Origin of the sequence: Marinobacter sp. DS40M6 (genome assembly GCF_028581595.1) — a bacterium.
Lineage (GTDB): Bacteria > Pseudomonadota > Gammaproteobacteria > Pseudomonadales > Oleiphilaceae > Marinobacter > Marinobacter salarius.
Genome location: NZ_JAFCAE010000005.1, coordinates 169,334 through 191,622, shown reverse-complemented (window position 1 = coordinate 191,622; position 22,289 = coordinate 169,334). Strand labels below are relative to the sequence as shown.

General features: G+C 59.3%; 24 protein-coding genes. 7 read left to right on the top strand and 17 right to left on the bottom strand.

Going from position 1 to position 22,289, the window contains the following annotated elements; genetic code table 11:
• Positions 1 to 63: 63 nt before the first annotated feature.
• Positions 64 to 981, bottom strand: coding sequence for an alpha/beta fold hydrolase (locus JJO78_RS14665; protein WP_075194221.1), 918 nt, complete (start codon positions 979 to 981; stop codon positions 64 to 66).
• A gap of 98 nt (positions 982 to 1,079) precedes the next feature.
• Entirely contained in the window at positions 1,080 to 2,003 is a 924-nt protein-coding gene (locus tag JJO78_RS14660; RefSeq protein ID WP_075194222.1) for a sterol desaturase family protein, read from the bottom strand.
• A 134-nt stretch (positions 2,004 to 2,137) separates the two neighbouring features.
• On the opposite strand from JJO78_RS14660, the gene JJO78_RS14655 reads away from it, so the two are divergent.
• Entirely contained in the window at positions 2,138 to 3,151 is a 1,014-nt protein-coding gene (locus JJO78_RS14655) for a helix-turn-helix domain-containing protein (protein ID WP_041332521.1), read from the top strand.
• Here JJO78_RS14655 and JJO78_RS14650 read toward each other — a convergent pair.
• Complete coding sequence (locus JJO78_RS14650; protein ID WP_075194223.1) at positions 3,141 to 3,878, bottom strand: glutathione S-transferase family protein; 738 nt, start codon at positions 3,876 to 3,878, stop codon at positions 3,141 to 3,143. The two genes, JJO78_RS14655 and JJO78_RS14650, sit on opposite strands and share 11 nt — an antisense overlap.
• Before the next feature lie 139 nt (positions 3,879 to 4,017).
• On the opposite strand from JJO78_RS14650, the gene JJO78_RS14645 reads away from it, so the two are divergent.
• The gene (locus JJO78_RS14645; RefSeq protein ID WP_083637115.1) at positions 4,018 to 4,794 is read left to right on the top strand and encodes an META domain-containing protein; all 777 of its coding nucleotides are present in this window, start codon (positions 4,018 to 4,020) and stop codon (positions 4,792 to 4,794) included.
• Here JJO78_RS14645 and JJO78_RS14640 read toward each other — a convergent pair.
• The 4 genes from JJO78_RS14640 to JJO78_RS14625 form a co-directional block, all read right to left on the bottom strand.
• Positions 4,769 to 5,635 (bottom strand): substrate-binding periplasmic protein, encoded by an 867-nt coding sequence (locus JJO78_RS14640; RefSeq protein ID WP_036210927.1) that lies wholly within the window; start codon positions 5,633 to 5,635, stop codon positions 4,769 to 4,771. The two genes, JJO78_RS14645 and JJO78_RS14640, sit on opposite strands and share 26 nt — an antisense overlap.
• Positions 5,636 to 5,739: 104 nt before the next feature.
• On the bottom strand, positions 5,740 to 6,798 hold the full coding sequence (locus JJO78_RS14635; protein ID WP_036210930.1) for a betaine/proline/choline family ABC transporter ATP-binding protein: 1,059 nt from the start codon (positions 6,796 to 6,798) through the stop codon (positions 5,740 to 5,742).
• An 11-nt stretch (positions 6,799 to 6,809) separates the two neighbouring features.
• On the bottom strand, positions 6,810 to 7,844 hold the full coding sequence (locus JJO78_RS14630; protein WP_075194224.1) for an ABC transporter permease: 1,035 nt from the start codon (positions 7,842 to 7,844) through the stop codon (positions 6,810 to 6,812).
• 104 nt (positions 7,845 to 7,948) lie between these two features.
• On the bottom strand, positions 7,949 to 8,917 hold the full coding sequence (locus JJO78_RS14625; protein ID WP_075194225.1) for an ABC transporter substrate-binding protein: 969 nt from the start codon (positions 8,915 to 8,917) through the stop codon (positions 7,949 to 7,951).
• A 298-nt stretch (positions 8,918 to 9,215) separates the two neighbouring features.
• Between JJO78_RS14625 and JJO78_RS14620 the strand changes: the two genes are divergently transcribed.
• The 4 genes from JJO78_RS14620 to JJO78_RS14605 all read left to right on the top strand — a co-directional run bounded on the left by JJO78_RS14620 (position 9,216) and on the right by JJO78_RS14605 (position 12,380).
• Positions 9,216 to 10,316, top strand: a complete 1,101-nt coding sequence (locus tag JJO78_RS14620) for a M14 family zinc carboxypeptidase (protein ID WP_036210939.1) — start codon at positions 9,216 to 9,218, stop codon at positions 10,314 to 10,316.
• Positions 10,317 to 10,318: 2 nt separating this feature from the next.
• A complete protein-coding gene (locus JJO78_RS14615) occupies positions 10,319 to 11,053 on the top strand; it encodes an alpha/beta fold hydrolase (protein ID WP_036210941.1) in 735 nt (244 codons plus the stop codon).
• A 96-nt stretch (positions 11,054 to 11,149) separates the two neighbouring features.
• Positions 11,150 to 11,767 carry a glutathione S-transferase family protein gene (locus JJO78_RS14610; protein ID WP_036210943.1) on the top strand — a complete coding sequence of 206 codons (618 nt, stop codon included), beginning with the start codon at positions 11,150 to 11,152 and terminating at the stop codon, positions 11,765 to 11,767.
• A 4-nt stretch (positions 11,768 to 11,771) separates the two neighbouring features.
• A complete protein-coding gene (locus JJO78_RS14605) occupies positions 11,772 to 12,380 on the top strand; it encodes a DUF4202 domain-containing protein (protein WP_075194226.1) in 609 nt (202 codons plus the stop codon).
• A gap of 51 nt (positions 12,381 to 12,431) precedes the next feature.
• Here the strand turns inward: JJO78_RS14605 and trpC are convergent, their stop codons facing one another.
• The 6 genes from trpC to rpe all read right to left on the bottom strand — a co-directional run bounded on the left by trpC (position 12,432) and on the right by rpe (position 17,932).
• A complete protein-coding gene (trpC, locus tag JJO78_RS14600; protein ID WP_075194227.1) occupies positions 12,432 to 13,244 on the bottom strand; it encodes an indole-3-glycerol phosphate synthase TrpC in 813 nt (270 codons plus the stop codon).
• Between the two features lie 13 nt (positions 13,245 to 13,257).
• Positions 13,258 to 14,286, bottom strand: a complete 1,029-nt coding sequence (trpD, locus tag JJO78_RS14595; RefSeq protein ID WP_075194228.1) for an anthranilate phosphoribosyltransferase — start codon at positions 14,284 to 14,286, stop codon at positions 13,258 to 13,260.
• A gap of 11 nt (positions 14,287 to 14,297) precedes the next feature.
• On the bottom strand, positions 14,298 to 14,879 hold the full coding sequence (locus tag JJO78_RS14590; protein WP_036210957.1) for an aminodeoxychorismate/anthranilate synthase component II: 582 nt from the start codon (positions 14,877 to 14,879) through the stop codon (positions 14,298 to 14,300).
• A 16-nt stretch (positions 14,880 to 14,895) separates the two neighbouring features.
• Positions 14,896 to 16,383, bottom strand: a complete 1,488-nt coding sequence (gene trpE, locus JJO78_RS14585) for an anthranilate synthase component I (RefSeq protein ID WP_041332532.1) — start codon at positions 16,381 to 16,383, stop codon at positions 14,896 to 14,898.
• Positions 16,384 to 16,559: 176 nt separating this feature from the next.
• A complete protein-coding gene (locus JJO78_RS14580) occupies positions 16,560 to 17,249 on the bottom strand; it encodes a phosphoglycolate phosphatase (protein ID WP_036210963.1) in 690 nt (229 codons plus the stop codon).
• Positions 17,246 to 17,932 (bottom strand): ribulose-phosphate 3-epimerase, encoded by a 687-nt coding sequence (gene rpe / locus JJO78_RS14575; protein WP_036210966.1) that lies wholly within the window; start codon positions 17,930 to 17,932, stop codon positions 17,246 to 17,248. The genes JJO78_RS14580 and rpe overlap by 4 nt, the downstream gene beginning before the upstream one ends.
• Before the next feature lie 167 nt (positions 17,933 to 18,099).
• Here rpe and JJO78_RS14570 point away from each other — a divergent pair, with 167 nt between their 5' ends.
• Positions 18,100 to 19,119 (top strand): DUF3530 family protein, encoded by a 1,020-nt coding sequence (locus tag JJO78_RS14570; protein WP_075194229.1) that lies wholly within the window; start codon positions 18,100 to 18,102, stop codon positions 19,117 to 19,119.
• Positions 19,120 to 19,126: 7 nt separating this feature from the next.
• Here the strand turns inward: JJO78_RS14570 and JJO78_RS14565 are convergent, their stop codons facing one another.
• From JJO78_RS14565 to JJO78_RS14550, 4 genes are all read right to left on the bottom strand, one after another.
• Positions 19,127 to 19,414 (bottom strand): type VI secretion system PAAR protein, encoded by a 288-nt coding sequence (locus JJO78_RS14565; RefSeq protein WP_007155253.1) that lies wholly within the window; start codon positions 19,412 to 19,414, stop codon positions 19,127 to 19,129.
• A 138-nt stretch (positions 19,415 to 19,552) separates the two neighbouring features.
• Positions 19,553 to 20,308, bottom strand: coding sequence for a DnaJ domain-containing protein (locus JJO78_RS14560; RefSeq protein WP_075194230.1), 756 nt, complete (start codon positions 20,306 to 20,308; stop codon positions 19,553 to 19,555).
• A 3-nt stretch (positions 20,309 to 20,311) separates the two neighbouring features.
• Positions 20,312 to 20,992 carry an N-acetylmuramate alpha-1-phosphate uridylyltransferase MurU gene (gene murU / locus JJO78_RS14555; RefSeq protein ID WP_075194231.1) on the bottom strand — a complete coding sequence of 227 codons (681 nt, stop codon included), beginning with the start codon at positions 20,990 to 20,992 and terminating at the stop codon, positions 20,312 to 20,314.
• A complete protein-coding gene (locus tag JJO78_RS14550) occupies positions 20,989 to 22,026 on the bottom strand; it encodes an aminoglycoside phosphotransferase family protein (RefSeq protein WP_036210976.1) in 1,038 nt (345 codons plus the stop codon). Before JJO78_RS14550 ends, murU begins: the two co-directional genes overlap by 4 nt.
• Positions 22,027 to 22,289: the final 263 nt, after the last annotated feature.

Genomic DNA, 22,289 nt, shown 5'->3' with positions numbered 1-22,289 from the left:
GGCTTACTCCGATTAGTTGGGTGGCATTGATCTTAGCGCCCCGGGCCGGTCGGCGTCATGTTTTTACGCGCCGGAGTCTGTCCCGGTACGCAGGCAGTCGAGGATGTGGTGCCAGACCTCGTCAGCATTGGTTTCATTGACCAGTTCGTGACGGGCGCCGGGAAACAGACGGTCGGAGGCAACGAGCAGGCCGGCGCCACGAAGGTTGGCAACATGCCGGTTGAAACCGTGTCCCATCTCGCCAACCGGGTCGCTGTCACCGGCCAGCAGGTGTATCGGAAGGTCCTTGCGCCATGTTTTTGGATTGATGGTCAGCATGCCACCAATGAAGTCGGACCATAGGCCTGCCGTGCAGGGAAAGCCGCAGAGTGGGTCTCTCAGGTAGCGGTCCACCTGTTGCGGGTCGCGGCTGAGCCAGTCATGGCTGGTGCGATTGGGGGAGAACGCCTTGTTGAAGGCACCGAAGGTCATATTGTCGATCAGGCGGCTGTGGTGCCGTTTCCCGCGCAGTGCCCGGAGAGAGCGGACCAGTGCCAGGGAGGCCCGCAACTTCGGTTTGTCGATACGATTGGTCGCGCAGAGGATCAGTCTGTCGATCTGGTCACCATACTGCTGGCTGAAGGCCTGGGCGATGAACGAACCCATGCTGTGGCCGAACAGCGTTAGCGGGAGGTCGGGGTGTTGCTTTCTGGCATGGACAACGACTTGCTGCAGGTCGTCCACTACTTTCTGCCAGCCCTTGTGGTCGGCGTAATGGCCAAGGTCAGTTTCGGGGCAATGCGGTCCGTGGCCTCGATGCTGGATCGCAATCACCGATACCCCCTGCTGGTTCAGCCAGAGCGCCAGCGGCTGGTAGCGGGCTGCATGCTCCGCCATGCCGTGGGCAATGACCAGCACGGCCGACGGGGCCTCCGCCGCCCACGACAGCAACGGAATTCGATGGTGATCGGGGCTGTTGATGAAACTTTCCTGCAGGTCCATGTTGGTCGATTCCGGGCGGGTTGTTGGCGTAAACGGGAGTCTAGCCGGAAATCGGGCCTTAATGTGAGACGGAGCCAGAAAATCCGGCTTTTGTGGCGCTAGTCCGCGTCCCGATCCCATTCGGGTGGCTTCCACAGGTGCTTCAGGCGGGCTTGCAGGCCGCCTGGTCGGGCCATGGCCCGGAACAGGTCCACGTACTCGTGGGTCCACAGCACTAGCAGGTTCCTGGAGTGTATCGGTCGGGTAATGCCGTAGTCCGGTGGTGCCTGTTCGTCTTCGGCGACAAAGGTGCCGAACAGTCGGTCCCAGACGATCAGAGTGCCACCGTAGTTGCGGTCGATATAGCCGGGGTTGCGGCCATGGTGAACCCGGTGATGGCTGGGGGTGTTGAGCACGGTTTCCACCCAGCCTGGCAGTTTGCCAACCAGCGTGGTGTGAATGAAAAACTGGTACACCAGTGAGAGGGCATAAGCCACGCCGATCCACACAGGATTGAAGCCGATCAACGCCAGGGGCACATAGAACAGCCACATGCCGTTAAAGATATTGGTGGCATTCTGGCGCATGGCGGTGGAGAAATTCATTCGCTCGGAGGAATGGTGGACCACATGGGCGGCCCAGAACCAGCGTATGCGGTGGCTGGAACGGTGCATCCAGTAAAAACAGAAATCCACTCCAACAAACGTCAGAAGACCCGTTGCCCAGTTCAGTTCCAGATCCAGCAGGCGGTGATGGTAGAGGAATGCGTATACGGGAAAGGCGATCAGGCCCGCGAACAGCAACTCTGTCAGTTGGTAGCCGGCACCCAGGGCAAAATTCCGCAGGGCTTCCGGTACGTCCATGCGCGTGGGGTCGTGGCGAATCCGCAGGTACTCCCACAGGGTGACGGCAATAAACACCGGCGTAGCGACAACGAATATCAGTTGGCGTTCGTCCAGTGCCAGCCAGGGGGCGAGGGTGTTCCAGAGGGGCAGCAACCCGCTCTCCTCAAGAACCGCCCTCATCATGTCCATCAATGCCATGGTGAAACCGTATTGTGATTGTAGGTGTGACTGTATTCTGCGCCGATGGCGATGCCATAAATTGACAATAAACGCCACAAAATTGATGATTAGTGCCAACAATGAATGACGCAGCGCGTGGAGGACGGTGAACCATGGCCAAGGTAATGCGGGTAACCGGTGCCTGGACGGGACTGCTATCGGACTGGCTTGAACAGGAGGGACTGGAGAATGCCCCGGTCAGGATAGCGCTGGCGCGCTGGGCGTCGGAAGACAACGTACCGGTGCCGGTGTGGCGTGACCTGCTGGCGCAGGGACTGGCTCTGGCGCCTCAGTATGCCGCTCCCGAGCTAAAGGTGGGGGCCTGTGTGCGTCCTGCCCATGTGGGTGTGCTCGGCTATCTGGTGCTGGCGTCCGACACCCTCGGCGAGGCCATGTTGGCCTACCAGCGCTACGAAACCCTGTTTTATGGTGCCAGCCTGGCGGAAATCGAGGTCGTCGGTGATCAGGCGGAAATGCGCTGGCCGCCCTCGGAGAATGAGCTTGGCCAGCAGGCGGACGGCGCTGCAATTGCAGCATTGGTGACCTTTATGCGTCGCCAGATTGATCAGCCCCCTCCGCCCTCGCTAGTGAGTTTTCTGGGTGACGTCAGTGCTGAGGCGGCCAGGGAATACGAACGGTTTTTTGGCTGCTCGGTGACCTGGAACGACAGCCATGTGCGAGTCCGGTTTCCGCTGCATTACCTCAGCCTGCCCATGCCCCGGCGAGACCCGACACTTCGCGAGTTGCTGGACCGGCAGGCCCGTGCCCTGCTGCGGGCGTTGCCGGAGGCGTCACAGGCGGGCTCGGGCATTGATCGCCAGCTACAGCAGGTACTGCTGAAACTGTTGTCTGATGGCGAGCCCACCCTTGCGCGTGCATCCCATGCCATGCACATGTCACCGCGAACGCTGCAGCGACGCCTGGCCCGGTATCAGTTGAGCTGGCAGCAGTGGCTCGATCGGAACCGGGAACAGCTGGCGCGACAGTACCTGGACGACACCTCACTGACGCTGACCGACATTGCTCTGCTGTTGGGCTTTTCCGAGCAAAGTGCTTTTACCCGGGCCTACCGCCGCTGGACCGGCAATTCACCCGGCCGAGAGCGCCGTCAGTGGCTCAGCGATTAGCAGCATAGACCTTTTCCAGCGTGTGGATCTGTGGCTGCCATTGATCCAACCAGGCCTGTATGTCTTTGGGGATTTTCGCCGGTTTGGGCCAGGGCACCGGGTATTGGCCGGGCTGGAACATGGGTGCGAACAAGGAGGCCGCGGCGAGGTCGGCGCGGGAAAAGCTGTCTCCAGCCAGGTAGGGCTTCTCCTGGTAGGCATTCGCCAGTTCGGTCAGGTAGCGCTCCATGGTTTCCCGCGACTGCGCGGCGGTTTTCTCGTTGATCTTCATCCATTTGCGCATGACCTCGTCCACCCGGCTGAAGGCCAGTCTCAGTAGAATCCGATTGTAGAAGGGCGTGCCCGCAGCCAGCATGGGAACGACCACCTTGGGGCGTTGCAGGAAGTGGTGGTAGGAGTAACAGCGCACGCTGGGGCCGGCTTCGTCGTCCAGCCGCTGTTCCCAGGACAGCGCGGCCTCGCGGGCCTGCGGGTCGGTCGGCGTCAGCGGGTCTTCGGGAAACGTGTCGTCCAGATAGTCAATGATGGCTTTCGATCCCTGAACCCGGTGACCGTCATGGTCCAGTACCGGTACCGATGAATCAGCGCCCGTCAGTTTGCGGATGGTGTTGATGTGCTGGCCGGGCAGAAGGCTGATGGCTTCGTAGCTCAGACCTTTGTGATCCAGGGCCCAGCGAGCCTTTTCGCAGTAGTGTGAAATAGCAAACTGGTAGAGTTTTATCGCCATGACGTGGAATGCTCCCGGGTGTTTTGATGGCCTAAGCGTAATGCTTTAAGACAGGAAATGGTAACGGCTCTGCTTTAAAATCGGCAGCCATCATGGATAATCTGCAACTGTTACAACCACAGGGAATGAGGAATAGACAATGAAAGGAATCGCTGCGTTGTGGCCGCTGACGTTGGTCATGCTTGGACTAATTGCCGGCTGCGCGTCTGGCCCTGGTGAGGGTAGTCAGGAGGAAGCGGTCAAGGCCTGTAGCCAGGCGCTGCCCCCGTGTTTTGCTCCGGGACCCATTGAACAGCCTTTTGTTGCCCGGGGGAATGAACCGTTCTGGCGGGTGATCGTCGAGCCAGGGCAACTGGAGGTGGAGCGAATGGGTGTGGAGCCGGTCGCATTGCGTTATGACATGGTTGAGCAAAGCCCCACCGAGCGGACTTTTCGCGCTGAGGGCGATGGCATTCGGATTGAGCTCAAAGCGGCCAGCCAGTTATGTCGCGACTCCATGTCTGGCATGCCTTATCCCCGCCAGGTTCGTCTTGCCATAAACGGCGAGGCAACCAGCGGCTGCGGGGGTGACCCCGAAGAGTTGTTTCTGGGGCCTGAATGGGTTGTTGAGGATATCGGAGGTCGCGGCATTGTTGACAGCTCCCGGGTCACACTGAACTTTCAGGAGGACCAGCGTGTTTCCGGGCGTGCGTCCTGCAATCAGTTCAGCGGCGGATGGAACCTGACTGGCGAGGGCCTTGAGTTTACCCGTATGGCGTCCACCAAAAAGGCTTGTGCCCCGGCGCTGATGAACCAGGAAGACCGATTCCTGTTGCTGTTGGGTGAGGTTCGACGCTTCGACATTGGCCGGCACGGTGAGTTGCTGCTGGTGACCGGAGATGGACGTCTGATCAGGGCATTTCAGTCCACAGACTGAGTCCGTACTGGTCCAGGATCTGCTGTACCCGGCCGCTGTCCATGAGTTGTCGGGTGCCTTCCGTTAAGAGTTTCGCAAGTTCTTTTGCGTCTTCCCGTACCGGGGAAAACGCGACGAAGGCATCGATTTCGTCGACCAACCCTGCTTGCCGTGGCGCGGGGACAGTGTCGTTGTTGTTCATTTCCCACCAGGCCATCACGTAGATATCTTCCGCAAAAATGTCAGTACGGTGTTGGTCCAGCAGGTAGATGGCCCGATCAAGGGGTGACGGCCCCGCGATCACCCAGATTCGTTCCGGGTTGGCCTGATGCTCCTCAATGTACTGGTCCAGCTCATCGGTATAGGAGTACCCATTGATGACCAGCAGCTTCTGGTTATGGAGCGACGCCAGGCCGTCGTATACCCAGCGGTTGTCAGGGTGGGTAAACAGCGCAATGGCTGAGCGCCCCTGGGGGGTGTCTGGGAACACGAAATCCGGGGCATCGGTTGTGAAGGCACCGACCACTGCGTCCAGTTGACCTTCACGCGTTAATTGCAGCGCCCGTGCCCAGCTAACGTTGACGTACTCCACGGTATAGCCGGCTTCGCCAAGGACCTCGCGGGCAATGTCCACCATGTAGCCCTCGCGATCGCTCCCCGCTTCGCAGTTATGGGGGCACCAGGGATCGGATGCGATAACGATCGTCCGGGGCCGGGGTGTCGTATTGGAAAGGGCAGCGGACAGGGCCTCATTGGTTGGCGTCTGCGTGTCGACGTCTGAAGAAGGGCTCTCTTCGTCAGGAGGAGGTGAGCAGCCGTGCAACAGGAGTACGGTTAGTAGAGCCACTGCCAGTCTGGGCATGATCGTTGTCTGGGGCACCGCGAAGCTACGGCGACCTATTTATAATAGCCCGTCTGTCACGCTGCTGTCATCCAGGAGCCCACCTCCACCGGGATGGCCCCCGATCAGTAACGGCTGCGATTGTCTCCTTCCGATGCATCGACCGGCACCAGTGCCTTGACCAGTTCTTTCATCTCGAGAATGCCTACCTGGTTGCCTTTTTTGACCACCCGATAGACAAGGTCGGTATCGCCGTCGGATCTTGCGATCACCGACTCCAGGTTGTCCCGATCGGAAATGTCGCCGGCACTGTCAGCGGGAGGTTCCGTGGTTTTTGCCATCACGGAACGCACTCTCAGAACCCGTGCACGATTGATGTCGCTGATGAAATCCGTAATGTACGGATCGTTGGGATGCATGAGAATTTCCTGGGGTTCGCCCTGCTGGACGATGTGTCCGTCCTTGAGGATAACCAGGTGGTCCGCCAGCTTTAGCGCCTCGTCCAGATCGTGGGTGATGAACACCACGGTTTTCTTCAGTTCCTCCTGCAACTCCAGCAGCAGGTCCTGCATGTCGGAGCGAATCAGCGGGTCCAGGGCGGAGAAGGCCTCGTCCATCAGCATCACGGGCGAGTTGGATGCGAGTGCCCGGGCAATGCCCACGCGCTGCTGCATACCGCCGGATAGCTGGTGCGGGTATTGGTTTTCGTTGCCTTCCAGCCCCACCCGGGCGAGCCATTTCTTGGCTTCGTCCTCGAAGTCCCGCACCGTATGGCCTCTTACCAGCAGCGCCATGCCGGCGTTCTCCAGCACCGTCTTGTGGGGGAGCAGGGCGAATTTCTGGAAAACCATCGACATTTGTTCACGCCGCAGCTTCCGCAATCCGTCCTCGTCGAAGGCGAGTACGTTTTTGCCATCCACCTTGATCTCACCAGCAGTGGGTTCGATCAGCCGGTTGAGATGGCGTATCAACGTGGACTTGCCTGAGCCCGACAGACCCATGATGACGGTGATCTCGCCTTCTCGCATATCCACGTTGATATCCTGGAGACCCAGTACGTGGTTATGCTTTTCCAGCAGTTCGGCCTTTCCCATACCCCGGCGCACATACGCCAGGGCGACATCGGGAATGGGGCCGAAAATCTTGTAGAGGTTCCGGATGGAAATCTTGATATCCCGGTCCACGATTCGCTCCCTTACTGTTTCTGTGAGGCGTTGATGCGCGCCAGTGAGGCCTTGGTTACCCGGTCAAGGATCACCGCCAGAATCACGATGCCAAGGCCGGCAACCAGCCCGACACCCAGCTCCAGGTTGCGAATGCCCTGAAGCACCAGCACCCCGAGCCCCGGTGCCGACACCAGGGAAGCGATAACAACCATGGCCAGGCTCATCATAATGGTCTGGTTTACACCCGCCATGATGTTGGGCAGCGCCAGTGGAATCTGGACCTTGAAGAGTTTCTGGTGGCTGGTCATCCCGAAGGCGTCAGCGGCTTCGATTACATCCTTGTCCACCAGGCGGATACCCAGGTTGGTGAGACGGATGACCGGCACAATGGCGTACAGGATGATGGCAATGCCGTAGAGCTTGGACTCGGTCACGCTGAACAGGAAGATCAGCGGAATCAGGTACACAAAGGGCGGCAGTGTCTGCAGCATGTCGAGCACGGGAATGGTCAGACGCTGCATCATGTCGCTGCGGGACATGGCAATGCCGATGGGCACGCCCAGCAGCACACAGAGGAACGCGCAGACAAAGATGATCGACAGCGTCTCCATCGCATACTGGTAGTAGTCAATAAAGGCCAGCAGAACCAGGCTGCCCGCCACAAATCCCACCAGTTTCCAGGATTTGGTGACGACAAACACCACGGCCAGCAGCGCCGGTATCACGATCCACCAGGGCGTGTTCAGCATGCCGTAGAGTGTCCCGTCCAGAAACCAGCTTAGTGGTTGAGTCAAAGGGTCCAGAACAACACTCAGACTGTCCTTGATGGACAGGAAGCCCTCTTCAAGACCTTTTGTCAGTTCCCTGGATTTGGGGAAGGCCGCGCAGGACTCGTTAAGCGCGTCCATGGATGGAAAAGGCAGGTCCCATAGTGACTCTGCTTCGGCGTCCGTTCCTTTGGTTTTTTGCAGCAACGCCGCCATTGACATGGGGGCATCACTTTGGCCGTCAGAGCACCAGTCTTCCAGACCCAGTGATGAAAACACGAAATCGTAGGTCGCCATTTGCGGTCAGTTCCCAGAAGCGTTCAGATGAAAATGGGTAATGTGAGTTCGCCTGTTCGGTTTGACAGGGCCGGGAGACGGCCCTGTCAGGGTAGGTGGAGAGATTACTCTCCCAGCACCGAAGCCAGGCGTTTCTTGGCCGAATCGTTCAGCCAGCTTGACCACTCGTCGCTGTTGTTGCTCAGGAAATACACGGCCGCTTCTTCTGCCGACGCGTTGTTGGAATCCATCCACGCCAACAGGGCGCTCATGGTGTCGGTTTTGAATGTCAGCTTGCTGAGCATTTCCGCAACTTCCGGCTCACGATCCTTGAAGTCCGTGGTCACGGACGTCAGTACGGTGGCGGCGGGAAATTCAGACACGCCAGGGTTGTCCGCATCCTGGGTCTGGTTACGGGTGTGAACCTCCGGCTTGTAGTCACCCAGTTCGACGCGGGTCATGTCGAACTTGCCGAGCGGGACAGTGGGGCCCCAGTAATAGCCAAACCAGGGCTCTTCAGACTGCACGGCAGAGGCCATGGACGAGGCCAGGGTTTCACCGGAACCGTGGTTGAACACCTCAATGCCAGAGCTTTCCAGGTCGAGCGCCCTAACCAGGTTGTCACTGACCACACGACAACCCCAGCCACTTGGGCAATTGTTGAAGCGGTTGTCCACCAGTTCCGGATTAGCCATGACACCTTCGATGGTGGTCAATTCGGGGTACTTCTCGGCCAGGTAGGTTGGAATCCACCAGCCTTCAACGCCACCGGGCTCCAATACTTTGGTCAGACGCTCGATCTTGCCCTGTTCTTCCAGTTCCAGGTAGGCCTCACCTGCGGAGTTGAGCCACAGTTCGGTAACGATGTCCGGTTCACCATTTTCGGCGACCGAGGTAACAGCGGGGACGGTGTCGGAGGGAACCACGGTGACATCACAGCCGTACCCCTGCTCCATGATGAATTTGGCAACGCTGGTGACAACTGTGTTGGATGCCCAGCCCATTTCGGTGATGGAAACTTCACCGCAATCGGCCTGGGCAAGTGCAGGCACGGACATCGCGCAAAGCAGCGCGACTGGCGTTAGCTTTCGCATGATTGGTTCTCCTTATGGATTTTGAAAATACGCGGAAACAGATCCGCTGGAGCGGTTCTGAAGACCGCTCTAGAGGTGAATACGCCGTATTGATACTGCGTTTTCAGAGGGCAAGACAAATGTTGTGACCTCGGTTACTACGTATATTTAAGAGTAACGCCCTGAGCGTGAGTTACAAGCCATTCATGTAAAATGTCGCCAGAAAATGCACATGCTTTCCGGTGTTTTGAGCCCCAGTGTCAACGAATTGAAGCAATTCAGCAGTAGTTTGAAGGGTTGTCTGAAACGGGAGAGCCCCATGACCGAATTGCGCAAACTGACCCCCCATTCTGCTATTCCTGCCGAACAGGCCCGTCGGGATAGCCGCCAACGCCATCTGCTGAGAACCTTTCTGCCGGAGATGATTCGTCTTGAGCGTGTGCTGGCGGAAGCGCCGGGACAGGTTACTGTGAAGACGCTCTCTCGGGTTGCGATGAAACACATTGACCTGCCGATCTACCGGGTTGACCTCGGCAGCGAGGCACCCGATGCGCCAGTGGTGATGCTGGTGGGTGGCGTTCACGGTCTTGAACGCATCGGCAGCGAAGTCGTCATGGCCTGGTTGCGCAATCTGCTGGCAAGGATGTCCTGGGACGGGCATCTCCAGGCCCTGCTGAAAAAAGTGCGGGTTACCCTGCTGCCCATCCTCAACCCCGGCGGCATGTATCTGAATCAGCGCAGCAATCCCAACGGGGTCGACCTGATGCGCAACGCACCGATCACCGCCCAGGACCGCAGTGCGTTCCTGTTGGGCGGGCAGCGCTTCTCCCCGCGCCTGCCGTGGTTCATTGGTGATCCCGAGCAGGGTATGGAAGCGGAGAACCAGGCCCTTGAGTCGGTGATCTCGGAGCTCCTGCCAGGCCGTCCTTTCAGTGTCGCGCTGGACTGTCATTCCGGTTTCGGCTGGCAGGACCAGATCTGGTTCCCCTATGCCTACCGTCGTCGCCCCATGCGACGGATCGAATCGGTGATGGCATTGAAGCTGATCTGGGAGCAGGCATGGCCGGAACACAACTATCGCTTCGAGCCCCAGTCCCGTCATTACCTGACCCACGGTGATCTGTGGGACTATTTCTACAAGAAGATCAACCGCAGCGGTGAGGGCGCCTTTATTCCCCTTACCCTGGAACTGGGCTCCTGGCGATGGATCAAGAAGCGCCCACGACAGTTGCTGCGACTGGACGGCTTTTTCAATCCGCTGGTACCCCATCGCCATCGGCGCGTACTGCGAAGTCACCTGACCTTTATCGATTTCCTGGTCAGCGCCGCCGCCCATCACGAAAACTGGTTGCCGCACTCGGATGAGGCGTCCATGCTAAGGGAGGCCGCCATCGCCCACTGGTACAGGGATCATCACTGACAATGCACTGGATTCTGTTGCGCGGACTGACCCGGGAGCAGTCACACTGGGGCTCTTTTCCCCACAGGCTTGAGGAAGCCTTTCCCGGTCATCAGTTCCATCTGGTTGATCTTCCGGGCACGGGCGTGCACTTCAAGGATCCCAGCCCTGACCGTATCGCGGAGATCCGGGAGAAGGTTCGCCGCAGTGTTGGTCACATTCCAGCGCCATACAATCTCATCGCTTTGTCCATGGGCGGGATGGTCGCCCTGGACTGGGCTCAGCATGTCACCGAGGGTGAAATTCAGAACCTGGTGCTGATCAACACGAGTTCCGGATTCAGCCTGCCCTGGCGACGGATGCGTCCGGGGGCCTGGCCTCGTATCGTTCGCCTCCTGACGCGCCGGGAACTGTTCGATCGTGAGGTGGATATTCTGCGGTTGACGAGCAATCGACCGGTCGACCTCGATGTCATGAAACACTGGTACAGCATCCAGCGCCAGCGGCCAGTCAGCTATGCCAACGCCTATGCCCAGATGAAAGCGGCGATGGCCTACAAACCCCTGCCTCAACGCCCTCTGCCGAACGCACTTGTACTCGCCAGCAAGGGTGACCGTATTGTCCATTGGAGCTGCAGTAAGGTGTTTGAGCAGCGTTGGCAATGGACGCTGAAAGTTCATTCGTCCGCCGGCCATGACCTGCCAATGGACGACCCTGAATGGGTCATCCAGCAGATAAAAAACTGGCTGCCCAAATGATTACGGTTGCTTGACGCAACCGGTGTTCCGCGGCAGTCTTCTACACAATTCCTCAGATTCACCCCGAGATACTTATTTGGATTGGAGTCGATAACAATGAAAATCTTTGAGACCAAGACAGCGCCCAACCCACGCCGGGTAAGGATGTTCATGTCTGAAAAGGGCCTGTTGGACAAGGCCGAGTTTGTTGAGATCGATCTGCAGAAGGGTGAGAACCTGACGCCGGAGTACGCGGCCAGGAACCCGATGAAGAAAGTACCCGTGATGGAACTGGACGACGGCACCTGCATCGCCGAAACCATGGCAATTTGCCGCTATTTCGAAGAAAGCTATCCGGATGCGCCAACCCTGCTCGGGGACACGGCGTTGGAGAAAGCGCAGGTGGAACAGTGGCTGCGGTGGATCGAGTTCTCCTTTTTCCTGCCCACCGGTATGTGTTTTCAGCACACCAGCGGCTATTTCAAGGACCGCATGAACCCGATCAAGGAATGGGGTGAGGAGTGCCGCACCTCGGTGGAAAAATTCATGCACTTCCTGAACAAGCATCTGGATGGCAGGGAATACATCTGTTGCGACCGGTTCACGGCCGCGGATATTAATGCCTTTACCACGGTGGCCTTCGCCCGTGTGGTGGATATTCGCATCAAGCCGGAGCAGGCCAACCTCCAGGCCTGGTATGATCGCATCAAGCAACGTCCTTCCGCCCAGGTATGACCCGATGACCCAACAGACCCCACTGGCCTGTGCTCTTGATAGAATCGATACCGCCAACCGTGCAGACCCCAACATCGAGCAGGTTGGCGGAATACCCTTGCCCAAGGAATACGCCTACAGCCAGCACATGACCCGCTGGCTGTTTGAGCTTGAGCCGCAGCCCTCCGAACGCATGCAGATTGCCTGCCGCGCCCAGCACATCGAGCGCTGGACCATCCCCCGTAGCGATTTCCCGGAAGGTCGCAAGGCCTATTACGAATGGCGCCAGGCCTGCGGCCGCATGCATGGCCGCCGGGCCGCCGGAATCATGGAGGAATGTGGCTACCCACAGGAAGAATGCCAGAAGGTGGAAACCATCCTGACCAAGCGGGAGTTGCGCAAGGACGCAGACACACAGCTGCTGGAAGACGTTGCCTGCATGGTATTCCTGGAACGCTATTTCGCGGATTTCTATGAGGAAAAAGCCGATTACGACCGGGAGAAATGGCTGCGCATTGTCCGCCGTACCTGGGGCAAGATGTCTCCGCGTGGGCATGAAGCCGCGCTGAAGCTGGCCGAAGGGATGCCGGCGCATTTGCTGGCGTTGCTGCAGGAGGCGTTGGCTGAGGATTAGTCCGTGCTCAACCCATGCCCGCTGACTTGTTCGAGCTTTGCGTAAGCCCTCCTAAAAAAACAGCTCCTGCAGTTTCTTGCCAGGTTCTTCGGCCCGCATGAAGGACTCGCCCACCAGGAAGCCGTAGATACCCCGGTTGGTCATGGTCTCCACATCGGCCCGGGTCATGATGCCACTTTCGGTGATCGTCAGGCGGTCGGCCGAAATCCGTTCATGAAGGTCGAAGGTGGTATCCAGTGAGACCTCAAAGGTGTGCAGGTTGCGGTTGTTGATGCCCACCAGCGGTGTTTTCAGGGTGAGGGCATCGTCCATTTCCTCGCCGTCGTGAACCTCGACCAGCACGTCCAGGCCAATTTCATGGGCAATGCCTTCCAGCTCCTGCATCTGGTCCCTGGTCAGGCAGGCGGCGATCAGCAGGATGCAGTCGGCGCCAATAGCCCGGCTCTCGTAGACCTGATACGGCGCCACCATGAAGTCCTTGCGGATGACCGGCAGGCTGCAGGCGGCGCGGGCGGCTTGGAGGTAGTCTTCATGACCCTGGAAGAAATCCTTGTCAGTGAGTACTGACAGGCAGGCGGCACCGCCTTTTTCATAGCTTTCGGCGATGGCCTCGGGAACAAACGGATCGCGGAGAATGCCTTTGCTGGGGGAGGCTTTTTTGATCTCGGCAATGACCGCAGGCGTTTGCTGTTCGATGCGTCGGCGAAGGGCGCTCGCAAAGCCCCGCGCTGGCGGTTGATTGCCAGCCATGGCCTTCCGATCGCCAATAGAAACCCTGCGCGTACGCTCATCAATTTCCTCCCACTTCCGATCAACGATCTTTCGCAGGATGGTAGGCGTCTTGTCCAGATGTCTGTCAGTCATTGTCAGGCTCGTATTAGAAACACTGCGAAAAGTCAGCAAGCTCGGACATCTTGCCGGCTGCCAAGCCTGAGCCCATGGCGTCCAGCGCCATCTCCACGCCTTCCGCCGTCGTCTTCGCCAGGCCTGCCACATAAATTGCTGCGCCGGCGTTCAGGGCGATAAGATCCCGCGCTTTCTCAGCCATTTCATCATGACCACGACCGAACGCGGCACGGATGAGTTTCAGGGAGTCCTCGGCGGTATCCACCGTGAGACCAACCAGCGCCTGGCTCTTGATGCCCAGGTCTTCCGGCGTGATGTCGTACTCAGTGACTTCGCCGTTTTTCAGCTCCGCCACATGGGTGGCGCTGGCCAGGCTGATTTCGTCCAGGCCATCCTTCGAGTGCACCACCATAATGTGTTCGGCGCCCAGGCGGTGCAGAACCTCCGCCATGGGGCGACACAGCTCTTTCGTGAACACACCGATCAACTGGCGCTTGACGCTGGCCGGGTTGGTCATGGGGCCAAGAATATTGAATATGGTACGGCAACCCAGTTCCTTGCGCGGGCCAATGGCGTGTTTCATGGCGCCATGATGGGCCGGGGCGAACATGAAGCCAACGCCGATCTCCTCCACGCAGCGTGCAACCTCCTCAGGCGCCATCTGCAGGTTGATACCCAGCTTTTCCAGCAGGTCCGCGCTGCCGCTCTTGGAGGACACGGCACGGTTGCCATGCTTGGCCACAAAGCCACCGGCTGCGGCGACCACAAAAGACGCCGCGGTGGATACGTTGAACAGATTGGCACCGTCACCGCCGGTGCCCACGATATCCACCAGTGGGTCGGCGTTGACCGTCACGCGGGTGGCCAGTTCCCGCATGACTTCGGTGGCGCCGGTGATTTCGTCAATGGTTTCGCTCTTGATGCGCAGCCCCATGAGAAAGGCCCCAATCTGCGCATCGGTGGCTTCACCCTTCATGACGATGCGCATAACGCCCTTCATCTCCTCCGTGGACAGGTCCAGGTTGGAGGCGATGCGGTTCAGTGCTTCTTTCATGTCCATGTGGTGGCCTCTTATCGTGTCTTCAGAAAGTTGCGCAGCAGCTCATGGCCCTGTTCCGTCATAATAGACTCTGGATGGAACTGTACACCTTCGATGGGCAGTGTTTTGTGCCGAACACCCATTATTTCTTCCACCGAGCCATCGTCATTGCGAGTCCATGCAGTGACTTCAAGGCAATCCGGAAGGGTGTCTTTGTCGATCACCAGGCTGTGATAGCGGGTCGCCTTCAGCGGGTTGCTCAGGCCACGGAAAATGCCCTGGTCCTTATGGTAGACCGCAGATACCTTGCCGTGCATCACCTGCCCGGCGCGAATAACCTTCCCGCCGTATACCTGCCCGATGGCCTGGTGGCCGAGGCAAACGCCCAGAATCGGCAACTTGCCGGCAAAGTGGCGAATGGTGGCCATGGAAATGCCTGCCTCGTTGGGCGTGCAGGGGCCGGGAGAGACAACGAGGCGCTCCGGTTTCAGGGCTTCGATGCCCTCCACGGTGATCTCGTCGTTGCGGTAGACATGAACATCTTCGCCCAACTCGGCCAGGTACTGCACCACGTTGTAGGTGAAGGAGTCGTAGTTATCGATCATCAGCAACATAATCTTATCCTCCGCCTCAGTGGTCGAAATCGTTGTAGGTCATGGCGACGGCGCGGAAAATCGCGCGGCCCTTGTTCATGGTTTCCTTCCACTCAAGGCGGGGCACCGAGTCGGCCACCACGCCGGCCCCTGCCTGAATATGCAGGGTGTTGTCTTTGATTACCGCCGTGCGGATGGCAATGGCGGTATCCATGTTGCCATTAAACGACAGGTAACCCACGGCACCGCCGTAGACGCCGCGCTTCACCGGCTCCAGTTCGTCGATGATTTCCATGGCGCGAATCTTGGGGGCACCGCTCAGGGTGCCGGCGGGTAGGGTGGCGCGCAGCACGTCCAGGCAACTGGTGTTGTCTTTCAGGCGGCCGGTGACGTTGGAGACGATGTGCATCACATGGGAATAGCGCTCCACAATCATCTTGTCCGTCAGCTTTACCGTGCCGGTTTCAGACACCCGGCCAGCGTCGTTGCGGCCCAGATCGATCAGCATCAGATGCTCGGCGATTTCCTTGGGGTCGGCCAGCAGTTCGGCTTCCATGGCCCGGTCCTCGGCATCGGTGGCGCCACGCTTTCGGGTGCCGGCGATGGGGCGCACGGTGACTTCATCATCTTCCACCCGCGCCAGGATTTCCGGCGATGAGCCGACGATCTGGAAGTCTCCCAGATCCAGGAAATACATGTAGGGGGACGGGTTCAGCACCCTCAGCGAGCGATACAGGTTCAGCGGTGGTGCCTCGAATGGAATCGACATGCGTTGCGAGATCACCGTCTGCATCACGTCGCCGTCCAGCACGTATTCCTTGATGTGGCCCACGGCCGCTTCGAATTTTTCCTGGTTGAACCCGGAGATGAAGTCGCTCTCATCCACGGTTTTACCGCGCAGATGTTCCGGTGTGCGGGGCGCGTTGGCCGTCTGCCGGTGCAAGCGGGACTCCAGGTCGTCAATTCGCTGCAGTGCCTGTTCGTAAGCGCCCTCCTGATTTGGGTCGGCATGGACAATCAGGTGCAGTTTGCCGCGCAGATTGTCGAACACCACCACGTCGTCGGACACCATCAGCAGGATGTCGGGCGTGCCGATCTTGTCCGGCGGGCAGGTGTTGCGCAGGCGCTTCTCGATGTAGCGCACGGTGTCATAACCGAAATAGCCAACCAGGCCACCATTGAAGCGGGGCAATTCCTCCAGGTCCGGCGCGTTGAAGCGGGCCTGATAGTCTTCGACGAAGGCCAATGGATCGTCGACCGTGGTTTCTTCGATCACCTCGTCGTCGCGGGTAATGGTGACGGTGTGATCATGGACCTTTAGAACTTCCCGGCTTGGCAGACCAATAATGGAATAGCGGCCCCACTTTTCACCGCCCTGGACGGATTCAAACAGGTAGGAATAGGGCCCGCTGGCCAGCTTGAAATAGGTGCTCAGGGGCGTGTCCAGGTCGGCAAGGACTTCGCGGTATACGGGGATACGATTAAAGCCGGCCTTGGCGAGCTCGGCGAATTGCTCGGGTGTCATGATAACGGTTCCTGAATCTGATCTGTATGGAGGACGTTCGGGCGGCATTCAGCCGGTGCGCCATCGCCACCATCGTGTTGCGCGGGTTGTCAGTATGCCCTGCGCTGTTATCAGACTCAGTCCCTGCACGGCAGGAATCTCCCGAATTGAAGGTTTCAAATCAATATCCTGTGAGATTACAAAAGCTGGGCCAGGGAATCAACAACGGCATCCGCACCGAGCGAATCCACGGGCGCCCCATAATTGTAGCCGTAGCGTACCGCCACCGAAGGAATACCCGCCGCCAGGGCCGCGCTGATGTCGGTGACCGAATCGCCCACCATCACCGTGGTGCCCCGGGTGCCGCCGAGCTCGGTCATGGCATGGATCAACGGTTGCGGGTCTGGTTTGCGCACCGGCAGGGTGTCTCCACCGATGCTGATATCGAACCAGTGTTCAATGCCCATCTGCTCGAGCAACGGCGCCACAAACTGTTCCGGCTTGTTGGTGACGATGCCCATGCGGCAGCCGTGGTCGGCAAGACGGGTCAGACATTCCTCCACGCCGTCGTAGAGCACGGCATGCTGGCCGTTAAGGTTTTCGTAGGCATGGTAGAACATCGCCAGGGCGTCATTGAACAGTGCGTCGTCCTTCGGGGTTGCAGGTTCCCAGTCCGCTTGCCCGGCAAGGGCACGCCGCACCAGCACGCTGGCGCCATTGCCCACCCATTGGCGCACATTGTCAGCGCCGGCTTTGCGGCGACCCAGCTGTTCCAGCATAGCGTCAATGGCCGCTGCCAGGTCGGGGGCGCTGTCAACCAGGGTGCCGTCCAGGTCGAACAGGGCCACTCCCGGCCAGCGTTGGCTGAACAACCCCGCCAGGCTCATCGGTTCGAACTCTGCTTGGCCAGTTCCAGCTCTGCCCGCATTTTGTCGATGGTGGCTTTGTAGTCGTCAGTGTTGAAGATGGCGGAGCCGGCGACAAAGGTGTCGGCGCCGGCTTCGGCGATCTCGCGGATGTTGTCGGTTTTCACACCGCCGTCGATTTCCAGGCGAATGTTGCGACCGCTGGTATCGATGCGCTTGCGGGCTTCGCGCAGTTTGTCGAGAGTGCCTGGAATAAACTTCTGGCCGCCGAAACCAGGGTTTACGGACATCAGCAGGATCATGTCCAGCTTATCCATCACGTGATCGATGTAGTGCAGTGGCGTGGCTGGATTGAACACCAGGCCCGCCTTGCACCCGCCTTCACGAATCAACTGCAGGGAACGGTCAATGTGATTGGAGGCTTCCGGGTGGAAGGTGATGTAGCTGGCGCCGGCATCGATGAACATCCGGATCAGGTCGTCTACCGGTGATACCATCAGGTGCACGTCAATTGGAGCGGTAACCCCGTGTTTACGCAATGCTTCGCAGACCATGGGGCCGATGGTCAGGTTGGGTACGTAGTGGTTGTCCATGACATCGAAGTGGACAATGTCGGCGCCGGCGGCCAGTACGTTATCGACTTCCTCGCCCAGTCGGGCAAAATCGGCTGACAGGATGGACGGGGCAATCTGGAAAGGGTTCATGACGGCTCTCTTGAACGGTTTGATAGTGATATCGACGATGGCGCGTACAGCGGTTTTCTCTGTAAAAGCCTGCAAAAGGCTGCAAGAGTCTGCAAAGGCTGCTGGGCCGCAAAGCTGCTAGTCTACCAGTTTGATGGTGATTTTTCGCACGGAATGAGTGACAGCCTGTGAGCAAATGGATTAAAAAACCGGTTGTGCAATGTCGGGTCATCCTGGCCTGCCTTGTTGCTTTCTGGGCCTCGTTAGCGTTGGCGCAGGCACCGAAAGAGGCGCAGAAAGGCGCGCAGAACCCGACCGGGAAGGAAACCGGGAAACCCTCCGGGGCGGCTGTTGAAAGGCCGTTGATATCAACGGGGCTCGATTCGGATGCAATCGCCCGGGCCTGGCCGGACTCGTCTGTATGGCTGGAGCCACCGGAAGAAGAACCGGTGCTGGCCCTGTTTGAGCCGGAAGCCGAGACGCCTGCGAAGGGCGCAGTGCTGATTCTGGCCGATGAGGGGCAATCACCCGCTTCCGGATTGGCCGCTGCCCTGCGACGGCCGATGGCACGTGCCGGTTGGGCGGTGATGGTACTTGGGCTCGAGATGCCGCCATACGAGGTACAGGAAGCGCGTCGACAACGGGGCTTGGAGGCGCCTGAAGAGGCGGGCGCGCCGGACACGGACGCCGCCGATGAAACGGGCGATAAACCTGGCGAGTCGGTGATGATCGATGTGATGGCCAGTGACGATGTTGAGGCATTGGCAAACCAATACCAGGCACGCATTCAGAAGACCCTGGCCGCGGCGGCTGGCAACCTGGTTGGTCGTGGTTACAGCCGGGTGGTCATGGTGGGTGTCGGCCGGGCGGCTGGTCACGTCACCCGCGCGGCCACTGCCAGCGGGGGGCAGGATGTGTCGGCGCTGGTCTGGATTGCGCCAGCGTTTAGTCAGAGCGATTCGAAAGCCCTGACGGAGTCGCTTGGTGAGTCTGGTGCGCCCAAAGTCCTGGAGCTCCACAGTGCCCGCAGTTCATTGGGCGCTGGAGGTATGGCTCAAAGGTCACCAAAGCAACGGGAGGCCGCATTCAGGCGGGCGGGGATTGCAGGCTACTCCCGACAACCTGTCGCAATGACTGAACAGCCACAACCCAGAGAGGCGCAAGCGCTTACCAACCGCATTTCAGCCTGGCTTGACTCCGAACGCTAGAAAACCATCAGCCACCCACGGCGGTGGATGAGCCGATGACAACGCCACCACAGCTGACGGCATCGCCGGTCAGGGCGGCAGGTTTGCCTTCTATCATCACCGTCGGGCTGCCAGCTGCGATGGCGCGGGGATGTGGTGGATGCTTGGGCTTGGAGTGCATGGCAAGCTGGTCGCCCAGCCTCGCAACGGGCTTGCCGTCGATCAGTACAGTAGCGCTGCCGGTAATGACAGGGGTCGGGGGAAAGCCTTGGTGATCGGTTCCGATGTCGCCGAGCAGGACGAGTTTTTTACCCATGGGAATGCTCCTTTTCAGTGGGTCTGCAGGCCGCTGGTCCGTGGGCCTTTCTTTTGCACTTTTGTGCTTTTGCACTTCTGTGGTGTGGTTCTGATCTCGGAGTTTAGCAAGCTTGGCGCTGAACTCAAAACGCCGGATTCAAACCGACAGGCGCTGGCTGATCAGTTCCCAGGCTTGCTGGTAGCGTAAAAGGCGGTCCTTTGCCCTGGTCAGTTCCGCCGGGCTCAGCTTCTGTTGTGCCAGTTTGTCCGGGTGGCATTCCGACACTTTTTTTCGGTAGGCCCGTTTGATCACCTCGCGGGTGTCACGGCGGGTAACGCCGAGAACCTGGCAGGCCTGCTCGAAGGTGGAGGGGCGGGGCTGGCTCTCCGGTTCGGTGATCCAGACCTTGCTGGCGTAACTGTCGAGAATGTCATCGCTGACCCTGATCGGCAGCCCCATCTGGTCAATGGCGTCCTCGCAACGATAGCGGCGGGGCTTCTCCGGGCGTCCCTGCAACTGCGCTGCGTGGCAAAGGCAGATGGCAACACGCAATGAGGGAGAGGGCCAGATTCTGTGGGTCAGGCGCAGGCCCAGCGCTTTCAGGGCAGGGATGCGCTCTGCAGTCTTACCCTTGCGGAAATGGCCAATGGCCTTGCGCCGCTGGCGGCCGGAGAGCTTCAGTGCTTTCATCAGGGTTTCGGCGAAACCGATGTCTTTCTCCGTTACCCGCCCTTCCGATTTGGCGATGTAGCCCAGAAAAAAGAACAGGCTCCGGCGACACCAGCGCGGCAGTCGGGTTCTGACCAGCAATTCGGTGGCCTGGTGGCCGCAGGCGGTCAACTCTCCAAGGAGCTCACTGAACTCTGCTTCCATTCGTGCGGGCAGGTTATTGTCTCTGGTCTCAGAGGTCATGGCTCAGCCCCCGCCTTCCATAAGCATCCGGTCCAGCTCCCGTAGCCGTTCCGGGGTACCGATATCCATCCAGTGTCCGCTGTGGCGAATGCCTTGCACCCGCCCCCGGGTCATAGCATCCCGCAGGATGGGCGCCAGTTTTCGGGCACCCGGTGTCAGCCCCGAAAACAGGCGACGGTTTAGCAGGCTGATGCCGGTAAACGTCAGTGTTTCAGGGCCGCTCTCAATCACCGTGCCATCCGCCCGCAGGCAGAAGTCGCCCGCCGGGTTGTGGTCAGGGTTGCCTGTCATGACCAGTAATGCGTCGGCATGTTCGGGTGGCGTCAAATGGGACAGATCAAAATCACACCAGATGTCGCCGTTGATCACAACGAACCAATCGTCGTCGCTGCTGGTCAACAGGGGCAGTGCCTGAATAATCCCGCCAGCAGTCTCCAGGGGATCGTTTTCCCGCGAGTATTCAATGACCAGCCCGCCGTTACTGCCATTACCCAGCTCCGCCTCGATCTGCGAGCCCAGCCAGGCGTGATTGATCACGATCTCCCGGAAACCAGCGGCTTTCAGCCGTTCCAGATGGTGCACGATCAGCGGCTTGCCGCCGGCAGGCAGGAGCGGCTTCGGGGTGGTCAGGGTCAGCGGCCGCATGCGCTCGCCTTTGCCGGCTGCGAGAATCATCGCTTTCACTGGCCGAATGTCTCCACTGGGCCGATCTGCTGCTCAATGGGCGGTACCACGGTGTCTGTGAGCCATTCGTGGAAGTGGCGCAGGGCGGCCTGACGGCTGCTGGCCTCCACCAAATAGCCCACGGTGCGGGGAACATCCTTCAGGAAACCGGTCTTGCCGTCACGTATGGCCAGCCGGGCAAAGATGCCCGCGGCTTTCAGATGGCGCTGCATGCCCATGAGCTCCAGCCACTGGCGGAAGGTGTCCCTGTCAGCCTTGTGGAGGCCGGCCTCGGCACTGAGCACGCGGAAATGGTCTGTCCACTGGTCGATGCGTTCTTCCGGCCAGCGGATATAGCAATCTTTCAGCAGCGATACCAGGTCGTAAGTGACCGGGCCGCGCACGGCGTCCTGAAAGTCGATCACGCCGGGCCTCGTGGTGCCTGCGCGGACCAGCAGATTGCGGGAATGGTAGTCGCGGTGCACCGCCACATTCGGCTGGGCCAGGGCGCTCTCCCGCAGGAAGGCGAAAGTGGTGTCCAGTAGCGCGCGTTCTCCGTTTGAGAGCGTCAGTCCCAATTGTTGTGTCAGCAACCAGTCCGGAAACAGAGCCATTTCCCGGTCCAGCAAGGCGATGTCGTAAGCCGGAAGTGGGTAGTCGGGAGCATCGTCGGCCTGCTGTATGCGGACCAGCTCGTCCATTGCAGCGCCATAAAGCTGGTCGGCGTTGGTGTGGTTTAAGGCGCCGAGCATCAGGGCGTCACCGAAGTCTTCCAGCAGCAGGAAGCCTCGGGTCAGGTCTTCGTGGACGATGTCCGGCACAGCGATATCAAGGCTGCGCCAGTGATGGGCGATCGCCACGAAGGGGTGGCAGTCCTCATGCTCGGGCGGCGCATCCATCACAATATACGGCTGGGCCCCGGTGCCATGTGGGTTGCCGCTGACGCGGAAGTAGCGGCGGAAACTCGCGTCGCCGGATACTGGCTCGGGTGTCGCCTGGTCAAAACCGGGAAGGTCTCTGACCCACTGGGTGAGCATTGTCAGGCGGGTATCCATGGAATTGGCTGTTATCCTGGCTCAGAAGTTATCGGTGACCTGGCCGCAACGAACCTGCGGGCTCATGGCCGAAAGTTAGCAGATCAGTATAGAGGCGGTAAAACGGTTTTGCAGCAATGGTCGGTTTCCGTTAACAAAGGCCGGTTTCCGTTAACAAGGCAAAGGGCGCCGTGTAAACTAGGCCGCTGTTAAGTGTCTCCGACAGCCGCGAATCCATTCTGGACAGGAACCCGCTCACCGTGCCAGCCCCAACAAGGAAGCTG